The organism is Actinocatenispora rupis (assembly GCF_016861975.1).
GTDB classification, from domain to species: Bacteria; Actinomycetota; Actinomycetes; order Mycobacteriales; family Micromonosporaceae; genus Actinocatenispora; species Actinocatenispora rupis.
In genome coordinates, this window is sequence record NZ_BOMB01000025.1 from 111165 (window position 1) to 120546 (window position 9382).

Here is a 9382-nt window from a genome sequence, read left to right on the forward strand (position 1 = left end):
GTCGTGCCACGGAGCTCGACCGAGACGGGGAACGTCCGCCCACGAGCTTGGACGAGGTCCGTACCCCCTTTCTACGCCGACCTGCGCTGATACGCCAGCGTCCGGAGCGGATGACCCGTCGATCGGGCAACTCTCCGCTGTTCACGGGGGCCGATTGTGAGCTTAGGTCAGGCTACCCTAAGCTGCCGTCATGATCACGTCACCAACGTCGTCGCCGCCCGGACGTACCGAGCCGGTGCCTCACGAGGTGGGCCTGCTGGCGGGCGACCCGGTCGGGCTCGCCCGGCTCGGCATGCTCGTCACCGAACTGACCCGGGCCGCGCGCGCCGGGCTGCGCCGCCGGTCCGGGCCGCTGCCCCCGCTCACCCCGGACGAACTCGCCGCGCAGGTCCGCGCCGACCTCGCCGGTGGCGTACTCCCGCGGGACGGGCGGGGGACGGCGGCGGTCGTCGACCTGGTCCGGCGGTACGCGGCGGGCACGGTGGACCTGGCGGACCCGGCCGCGGCGGCGCACCTGCAACCGCCGGCGCTGACGGTTGCGGTGTCCGCGGAGGCGGTGGCGGCGGCGTTCAACGCGAGCGTCGACACCTGGGACTCCGGGCCGTACGCGGTGGAGTTGGAGCGGCACGTGGTGCGCGCGCTGCTCGACCTGGTCGGGTTGCCGGCGACCGGCGACGGCGTGTTCACCTCCGGCGGTACGGCGTCGAACCTGCACGCGCTGCTCATCGCGCGGGACGCGGCCGCGCGCCGGCTGGGCGTGGATCCGGCGCGCGGCTGGCCGGCCCGACCCGTCGTGTACTGCTCGGCCGCGGCGCACTTCTCGACCGCGCGGGCCTGCGCCGTACTCGGGTTGGGCGCGGACGCGGTGCGCACGGTGCCGGTGGACGGGGAGTACCGGATGCGGGTGGAGGTGCTGGCCCGGGAACTGGCCGCGTTGGGGGACGACGCGGTGCCGGTCGCGGTCGTCGCCACCGCCGGTACGACGGACTACGGATCGGTGGATCCGTTGCGGGAGTGCGGAATCCTGGCCCGGCGGTACGGGGCGCGGCTGCACGTGGACGCCGCGTACGGTGGGGGCGCGCTGTTCTCGGACCGGCTGCGGCACCTGCTGTCCGGTGTGGACGGTGCCGACACGGTGACCCTCGACCTGCACAAGGTCGGGTGGCAGCCGGCGGCGGCGAGCGTGCTGCTGTCCCGGGACGCGGCCGATTTCGCGCCGCACCGGGTGGACTACCTGAACCCCGCGGACGACGGCGCCGCCGGGTACGACGGGCTGCTGGACCGGTCGGTGCTCGCCACCACGCGCCGGGCGGACGCGTTGAAGGTGGCCGCGACGTTCCTGGCGTACGGGCGGGACGGGCTCGGCGGGATGCTGGACGCCTGCCACGACCTGGCCCGGCACGCGGAGCGCCGGATCGCCGCGCACCCGCGGTTCGACCTGGCCGCCGGCGCGACGCTGACCACCGTCGTCTTCCGGTACCGGGACGGCACGGACGGGGTGAACGGGGCGCTGCGACGGCGGCTGATGCGGTCGGGAACGGCGCTGCTCGGGCGGACCGCGGTGCCGGAGCGGGGCGTGCACCTGAAGCTGACGATGCTGAACCCGGCGGCGCGGCCGGAGGACGTGGACGAGCTGCTGGCCGCGGTCGCCGCGGCGGGTGCGGAGGTGGCCGCATGACCGCCGGGGGTACGGTCGCGGCGACCGACGCGCTGCTCCGCTGCTGGGTCACCGAGCGCGGAATTCCGTTGCCGGACAACGGAACCATCACGATTCCGGTACCGGGTGGTCGGGTGTCGACGAGCGTGGCGTACCGGTCGGCGACCGGGCACCACCGGTTCGGCCCGGTGTCCACAGTGGATGGTGTGCCGCTCGGGCCGGTGGAGCTGGCGCGGTTGATCGGGGACGACACGCTCGCCGGGCTGGTCGCCGACAGTACCGCGCGGATTGGTCGGTACCTGGCGGCGCGCGCGGCCGAAACCGTTGTGCCGCACGGGGATGCGTTCCTCGCCGCGGAGCAGGACCTGCTGCTCGGCCACCTGACGCACCCGGCGGCGAAGAGCCGCGACGGGATCACCGATGCCGAGGACGAGCGGTACGCGCCCGAGTTGCGCGGCAGCTTCCCGCTGCACTGGTTCGCCGTCGACCCCGCGCTGGTGCGCTCCGCCCACGCCGACCATCCCGTACTCGGGGAGGCGTTGGCGACGCTGCGGACCGGTACGGCCGGGCGGGTGCTCGTACCGGCGCATCCGTGGCAGGCCGGGGATCTGGTGCACCGCAACGGCTTCCGCGAACTCGTCGCGGACGGTCGGATCACGCCGCTCGGGCCGGACGGTCCCGCGTGGCACCCGACGTCGTCGCTGCGTACGGTCTACCGGCCGGGCCATCCGGTGATGCTGAAGCTGTCGCTCGGCCTGCGCATCACCAACTCCCGACGCGAGAACACCCTCACCGAACTGGCTCGCGGCATCGAGGTCTGCCGGCTGCTGGACGCCGGGATCGCGGACGCGGTGACCACGGCGTACCCGGGGTTCCGGATCGTCGCGGACCCCGCGTACCTGGCGGCCGTGTTCCCGGACGGCGGCCCCACCCATCTCGACGTCTCGGTACGCGAGGCGCCGGCCGGCATCACCCGGGCGCGCTGCCTCGCCGGGTTCGTGGCGCCGCAGCCCGGAGTACGGCCGGCGGCGGTCGTGACGACCGTGCGGGAGCTGGCCGCGCGGCTCGCCCGGCCGGAGCACGCCGTTGCCGCGGAGTGGATGCGGCGGTACGTCGACCGCGTCCTCGCGCCGATGGTCCACCTGTACGGCTCGACCGGCGTCGGCCTGGAGGCGCACCAGCAGAACACCCTCGTCCTCCTCGACGACGACGGCTGGCCGGAAACCGGTTGGTACCGCGACAATCAGGGGTACTACCTCGCGTCCTCGGCGCTCCCCGCCGTACTGTCGCTGCTCGGCGGCGCGGCGTCCTCCACGCTGGCCGTCGCGCCGGACGCGCTCGTCGACGACCGCCTCACCTACTACCTGCTGCTCAACCAGGCGCTGGCGCCCGTCGCCGCCCTCGGCGGGGCCGGCGTGGCGGCCGAGGAGGACCTGCTCGCCGCGGTACGCGACGGCCTTGCGGCGCTGGTGGACCGCGGCCACGACACCCCGCGCGGGCTGGTACGGCGGTGGCTGACCGCGGAAACGTTGCCGCGCAAGGCGAACCTCGCCACCCGGGTCGCCGGCATCGACGAGGTGCTGGCCCCGGTCGACCACCAGTCCGTCTACCACGACACGCCGAATCCGTTGCGGGGCAACCGATGACGCCGCTTCCGGACACCGTGTCGGCGGCCACGGACCGCGGCGTCCTCACCCTGCGCTCGGCCGACCCGGACGGCGATCTCGACCTCGTGCACGGATGGATGCACCGGGCGCACGTCGTACCGTTCTGGCGGCAGGACTGGTCGGTGGACCGGATCCACGCGTACCTCGCGGACCAGTACGCGGGGGACGTGTCCCGGCCGTACGTCGGGCTGCTCGCCGGCGTGCCCGTGTCGTACTGGGAGATCTACCGGGCGGTCGCGGAACCGGTCGGCGCGACGTACCCGGCGGAGAGCGGCGATCTGGGCGTGCACGTGCTGATCGCCGACGCCGCGACGACCGGCCGCGGACTCGGCCGGTTGCTGCTCCGCGCGGTACGGGATGCGTTGCTGGACAACGGATCCGGCTGCGACCGGGTGGTCGCCGAGCCGGACGTGCGAAACGTCGCGTCGGTGCGCGCGTTCACCGCCGCCGGTTTCCGCCGGCACGCCGACATCACCCTGCCCGACAAGACAGCGGCCCTGATGGTCGCGGAACGGGACGCACCATGACCCCACCCCTGGACGTCGCGGCCATCGGGATCGGGCCGTTCAACCTGGCCCTGGCCGCCCTCGCCGACGAGGTGCCCGAGCTCTCCTTCCGCGCGTACGACAGGAAACCGCGGTTCGACTGGCATCCCGGGCTGATGTTCGACTGGGCGACCGTGCAGGTGAGTTTCCTCGCCGACCTCGTCAGCCTGGTACGCCCGACGAGCCGCTGGTCGTTCCTGTCGTACCTGGCCGACCGGGACCGGCTCTACCCGTTCTACGTGGCCGAACGGTTCCACCTGCCGCGCCGCGAGTACGCCGACTACTGTGGCTGGGCGGCGGAACGGTTGCCGTCGTGCGAGTTCGGTACGGACGTCACCGCGCTGCGCTGGTCGGCCGACCGTCGCATGTGGACACTCACGCTCGACCACGCCGGCGTGCAGAGTACGCAGGACGCGCGGCACGTGGTCCTCGGTGTCGGCACCCGCCCGACGCTGCCTGCCGCGCTGCACCCGCTCCGCGGCGAGCGCGTCATCCACTCCGCCGACTACTTGTCCACAGTGGACGACTGGCGCGGTGTCGGGCACGTCGCCGTCGTCGGCTCCGGACAGTCCGGCGCCGAGGTCTTCCTAGACCTCGTACAGCGGCAGCGGAGCCACGGGTGGGCGGTGAGCTGGCTGACGCGTACCGCCACGTTCGCGCCGCTGGACTACACGAAGCTGGTGCTGGAGTACACGACGCCGGAGTACATGCGGTACTTCCACGGGCTCGCGCCGGAGACGCGGGACCGGCTCGTCGACCGGCAGTGGCAGCTGTACAAGGGGATCGACAGCGAGACGATCGACGCGATCCACGCCGAGCTGTACGCGCACCTGCTCGACGGCGACCGCCCGCCCGTGCACCTGTACCCGGCGACCGCGGTGTCGTCGGCCACCGCGGCCGGCGCCGGCGTGCTGCTCGGCTGCGAGAACGCCGACACCACAACGCATTCCGTACTCGCGGTCGACGCCGTGGTCGCCGCCACCGGGTACCGCGCGGACGTGCCGGACCTGCTCGACCCGGTACGGGACCTGATCCGCTGGGACGACCGCGGCCGCTACCGGATCGCCGTCGACCACCGCATCGACACCCTGCCCGAGGTCACCGGCGGCCTCTACGTGCAGAACGCGGAACTGCACACGCACGGCGCCGCCGCGCCCGACCTCGGCATCGGCGCGTACCGGTCGGCGACGATCCTCAACGCTGTCACCGGATCCGAGGTGTTCCGGCTGCCGAAGCGCACCGCGTTCCAGACCTTCGGCGGCGTACGCTCCCCGGGCGGTGCCGCGTGACCGCCCCGACGGACGCCGCGCGGTGGCGGCAGGTGAACGGCGCGCTGCTCGCCAAGGCACTCGGCGAATGGTGCTACGAGGGCCTGTTGACCGCCGAACCGGCAGGCGACCGGTACCGCGTCGCGCTCGGCGCCGGTGTCGGCTACGAGTTCGCCGCGACCCCGGAGGCGTTCGGCTGGCTGCGCGTCCACCCCGACACCATCCTCCGGTACGGCACCGGCCTGCTCGGCAACCGGGTCGGTGAGCCCGCGTGGGACGTGCGGCGGTTCCTCGTCGACGCCGCGGAGACGATCGGCGCCGACCCCGCCACGACCGCCGCGTACCTCTCGGAACTGTCGGCGACGCTCGCCGCGGACGCCACGCTCGCCGCCGGCCCGCCAGCCGCCGACCTGCTCCCGCTCGACCACGCGGACCTGGAGGGGCACCTGACCGGCCACCCGTGGCTGGTCGCGAACAAGGGGCGGATCGGTTTCACCGCAACGGATCTCGACCGGTACGCGCCCGAGTCGCGGCAGCCGTTCCGGGTGCGCTGGCTGGCCGCGCACCGCGGGCTGGCCGAGTTCCGCGGCACGCCCGGACTGTCCGAGCACGCCGTCCGCGCCGCCGAACTCGGCGACGAGACCGCGGCCGCGTTCGCCGCCCGGCTCACCGACGCCGGCCTCGACCCCGACGCGTACGTGTGGTTCCCGGTGCACCCGTGGCAGTGGGACCGGGTCGTGCGCGTCGAGTACGCGGGGGAGGTGGCGGAGCGCCGGCTCGTACTCCTCGGCGACTCGCCCGACGAATACGTTCCACAGCAGTCGATTCGGACGCTGACCAACCTCACCACGCGTCACCGGTACGACGTGAAGCTGCCGCTGGCGATCATGAACACCTCGGTGTGGCGCGGCATCCCGCCGCACTGCGCGGCCGGTGCGCCGACCCTCACGTCCTGGCTGACCGGGCTGCTCGCCGGCGACCCCGCGATCGCCGGCACCGTACTGCTCGGCGAGGTCGCGTCGGTCACCGTACGCCACCCGTATCTGTCCGATGTGGACGGTGTGCCGTACCGGCACCTGGAGACGCTCGGCTGCATCTGGCGTACGCCGGTGTCCGCGGTGCTCGCCAAGGACGAACGGGCCCGGCCGCTGTCCGCACTGTTGCATGTGGACAGTGCCGGCAGATCCGTTGTGGCGCAACTGGTCCAGGCATCCGGCCGGCCCGCGGTCGACTGGCTCCGAACCCTCTTCGACGTACTTCTCGGCCCGCTCGCGTACCTGCTCTACCGCCACGGCCTCACGTTCAACCCGCACGGCCAGAACGCCCTGCTCACGTACGGCCCCGACGAGACGCCGCGCCGCCTGCTGCTCAAGGACTTCATCGACGACGTCGAACTCTCCGCCACCGTCGTACCCGAACGCGAGCCGTCCCCCGCCGGTCTCGTCCCGCGCAAGCCGCCCGCGCTCATCGCGCAGCACGTCGTCGACAGCGTCCTCGTCGGCCACCTGCGCTACCTCGCGCCGCTGTGCGCCGACCACCTCGACGTACCGCCGGCCACGTTCTGGGCACTCGCCCGCGAGGCGATTCTCCTTGTACAGCAACGGTTTCCGAACCTCGCCGAGCGGTTCACCGAGTACGACCTGCTCGCGCCGACGTTCCCCCGCTACCGGCTCAACGCCGACCGACTCGTCGTCACCGGGTACGGCGACCAGCCCATCCGGCACGCGATCGGCGCGCTCGGCACCGTCCCCAACCCCCTGGCGACACCCTGACCCAGGATCACCCAGCGGTACGGGCGGTGGCGCGGCGGCGCCCGTACCAGATGGCGAGGACGACGGCGGCACCCGCGGTGACGGCGAGCGCGGCCGGGACCGCGGGGCGGGAGAGCAGCGAGCCGGGCGCGGGGCGACGCAGCGACGAGGCGAGCCGTACCAGCCGGGTCGGCACCGGACGGCGGAACGTCACGAGCGGCCAGGCGCGTCGCTGGGCCGCCCGGCGCAAGGCGCGGTCCGGATTCACGACTGTCGGATATCCGACAGTCTCCAACAGGGGGACGTCGCTCACCGAATCGGAGTAGGCGTAACAAGCGGCGAGATCGTACCCGTTTCGGGCAGCCATCTCCCGCACCGCTTCGGCCTTGTTGGGCCCCGCCGCGTAGAACTCGACGTCCCCGGTGAAGCGACCCTCCCGGATGGTCATGCGAGTGGCGATCACATCGTCCGCTCCGACCAGCTCCGCAATTGGTCGGACCATTTCCTCGCCCGACGACGACACCAGGACCACGTCCCGACCCGCCGCCCGGTGCTGCCCGATCAACGCCACCGCCTCCGCGTACACGTACGGCGCGATCAACTCGTCCAACGTCTCCGCGACGATCCGTCGTACCTGGTCAACAGGCCAACCACGGCACAGCGAGGCCAGCTGGTCCCGGATCTTCGCCATCTGCTCGTCGCCCGCGCCGGCCACCTTGTAGACCAACTGCGCGTACCCACTCGCGAGAACGTCGCGACGGTTCATCAGACCATCGCGGTAGAAGGGCCGCGCGAACGCGAGCGCGCTCGACGTGGCGATGACCGTCCGGTCGAGGTCGAAAAAAGCGGCGGCCCGGCCCACGCGGCGAGTCTATGCACCGGCGTACCGCCACGTCGGATCGGGTCCACGGGCGGCGTCCGACACCCGCCACCGGCGATACACACGGATGTCGTACATCCGCCGTGCGGATTCCGGCTACCACTCGACGTCACGCCCGACTCTCGGGCATCCTTACATCAGTGCCACCGGCCCCTTGGCCGCCACTGGCTCTCGGCGGTTGCACCCCCCCGTAACCGCTGAGCGGGCCCGGCTCGACCCCCCCGGAGCCGGCCCCCCTGACGACCCCCGCCACCCCCGGCGGGGGTCGTCCCTATTCCCCACGATGTGGTCGATCGGCTTCCGTTGCGGCCCACCCGTTCGGCGACACCCGTCCGCGTATGTCGCCGCCCCGTCCGCATCTGCGGTGGTGTCGTGCGGTCCGGTCGATGGCGCTGCCCGCGGCACGCCGGCGTGCGGTGGGTGTGCGTGTGCTGGTCGGGCCTGCGTGGAGCTGGGCGCGTGTCGCCGTGCCGGTTGGCCGTGCGACTACTCGCTCGCCATGGCGCGGGCTTCGTAGGCGCAGCACCTGGTTGGCGGCCCCTTGTCGCTCCCGATTCGTTCCGCTGGCGAGCCACGGTGCCTCGGAGCCACGCCACCCGGAGCCGGTACGCCCGAGTCACGTCCGCGCGCGGGCAGGCGCCGTTCCGCGCGATCCGGCACGCGGCGCTGGCCGGGCTGGTCTGGCACCCACGTTGCGTGCGGGTGAGTCATCCGCGTTCCGCTCGTTGCCGGCAGCGCTTCGGATCCGGGTCAGTTCGCTCCCGGGTCCAGGCGCGTACAGGAGTGCCCTGCGGCGCGCGGCGCGGTCACCGACCTGCCACGGTTCGCTGCCGCAGCCCCGATCCGGGCCGCTGCACCCGCCACCGGCCCGGTCCCCGACGCAGACCCCGGCGCACGTGAATGGCGCGCGGCGCGGCAGCGAGGCCCGTCGCGCAAGAGGCGGGACGCGTACGGGCGTGCTCGCGTAGCTCTTGTCATCGGCCGCGCGTGGTGCGGCGGTAACCGACTCGGTGCGCTGGTGCCCGGGCGCCAGCCGGTCCGCCGCCAGTCACGACACGACGAACAGCGGCGCCACGGCGACATCGGCCGCCGCCAACACGATGCCGAGTACGACGAGGTGCGGTCGGCGGGTTTCCGGCCCGTCGTCCTCACCATCAGGCATGCCGCGCATGAGGCAGGACGCGTGCGGGCGTGCTCGCGCAGTTCTTGTCGTCGGTCGCGCGTGGTGCGGCTGCAAGGTATGTCGCGCAAGAGGAATGCCGTGCATGACGCAGGACGCGTACGGACGCCGTGGATCGTGGACGCGCGGTGCTGCGCCGTGCAGCGGCGAACCGGCCTCGGCCCAGTGGTGCTCGTGCTCGGCCTCGGCACCGTCGGTGCGGCGGGGTGGGCACGTCGAGCCGGCCGGTACCTCGATGGTTGTGTCCACAGTGGACGGTGCGGGGTGCTGGGCGCTCGGCGAGGACCCGCGGGCTCACGGTGACGGACGATCTGGCGCTCCGCTGACGGACTACGCGTCTCGGTACGGCTCGGCGGCAGTCGTGCGCACCTCGCGCAACGCTCCGCTGTGCTTCGCTGCCGGATGTCCAGGTACCCGCTCGTGTCAGTGCCGGA

At 73.0% G+C, this 9382-nt stretch carries 6 protein-coding genes; 5 read left to right on the top strand and 1 reads right to left on the bottom strand.

What is annotated here, in order from left to right:
- Positions 1-190: 190 nt before the first annotated feature.
- Genes Aru02nite_RS22580 through Aru02nite_RS22600 form a run of 5 tightly spaced genes read left to right on the top strand, consistent with a single transcriptional unit; the run spans position 191 to position 6909 of the window.
- Positions 191-1678 carry a pyridoxal phosphate-dependent decarboxylase family protein gene (locus tag Aru02nite_RS22580; protein WP_239076874.1) on the top strand — a complete coding sequence of 496 codons (1488 nt, stop codon included), beginning with the start codon at positions 191-193 and terminating at the stop codon, positions 1676-1678.
- Positions 1675-3303, top strand: coding sequence for an IucA/IucC family protein (locus Aru02nite_RS22585; RefSeq protein ID WP_203660896.1), 1629 nt, complete (start codon positions 1675-1677; stop codon positions 3301-3303). The genes Aru02nite_RS22580 and Aru02nite_RS22585 overlap by 4 nt, the downstream gene beginning before the upstream one ends.
- Positions 3300-3851, top strand: coding sequence for a GNAT family N-acetyltransferase (locus tag Aru02nite_RS22590; protein WP_203660898.1), 552 nt, complete (start codon positions 3300-3302; stop codon positions 3849-3851). Before Aru02nite_RS22585 ends, Aru02nite_RS22590 begins: the two co-directional genes overlap by 4 nt.
- Positions 3848-5158 (top strand): lysine N(6)-hydroxylase/L-ornithine N(5)-oxygenase family protein, encoded by a 1311-nt coding sequence (locus Aru02nite_RS22595; protein WP_203660900.1) that lies wholly within the window; start codon positions 3848-3850, stop codon positions 5156-5158. Before Aru02nite_RS22590 ends, Aru02nite_RS22595 begins: the two co-directional genes overlap by 4 nt.
- On the top strand, positions 5155-6909 hold the full coding sequence (locus tag Aru02nite_RS22600) for an IucA/IucC family protein (RefSeq protein ID WP_203660903.1): 1755 nt from the start codon (positions 5155-5157) through the stop codon (positions 6907-6909). Before Aru02nite_RS22595 ends, Aru02nite_RS22600 begins: the two co-directional genes overlap by 4 nt.
- Positions 6910-6916: 7 nt before the next feature.
- On the opposite strand, the gene Aru02nite_RS22605 is transcribed toward Aru02nite_RS22600, so the two are convergent.
- Positions 6917-7750, bottom strand: coding sequence for an HAD family hydrolase (locus Aru02nite_RS22605; RefSeq protein ID WP_203660905.1), 834 nt, complete (start codon positions 7748-7750; stop codon positions 6917-6919).
- Positions 7751-9382: the final 1632 nt, after the last annotated feature.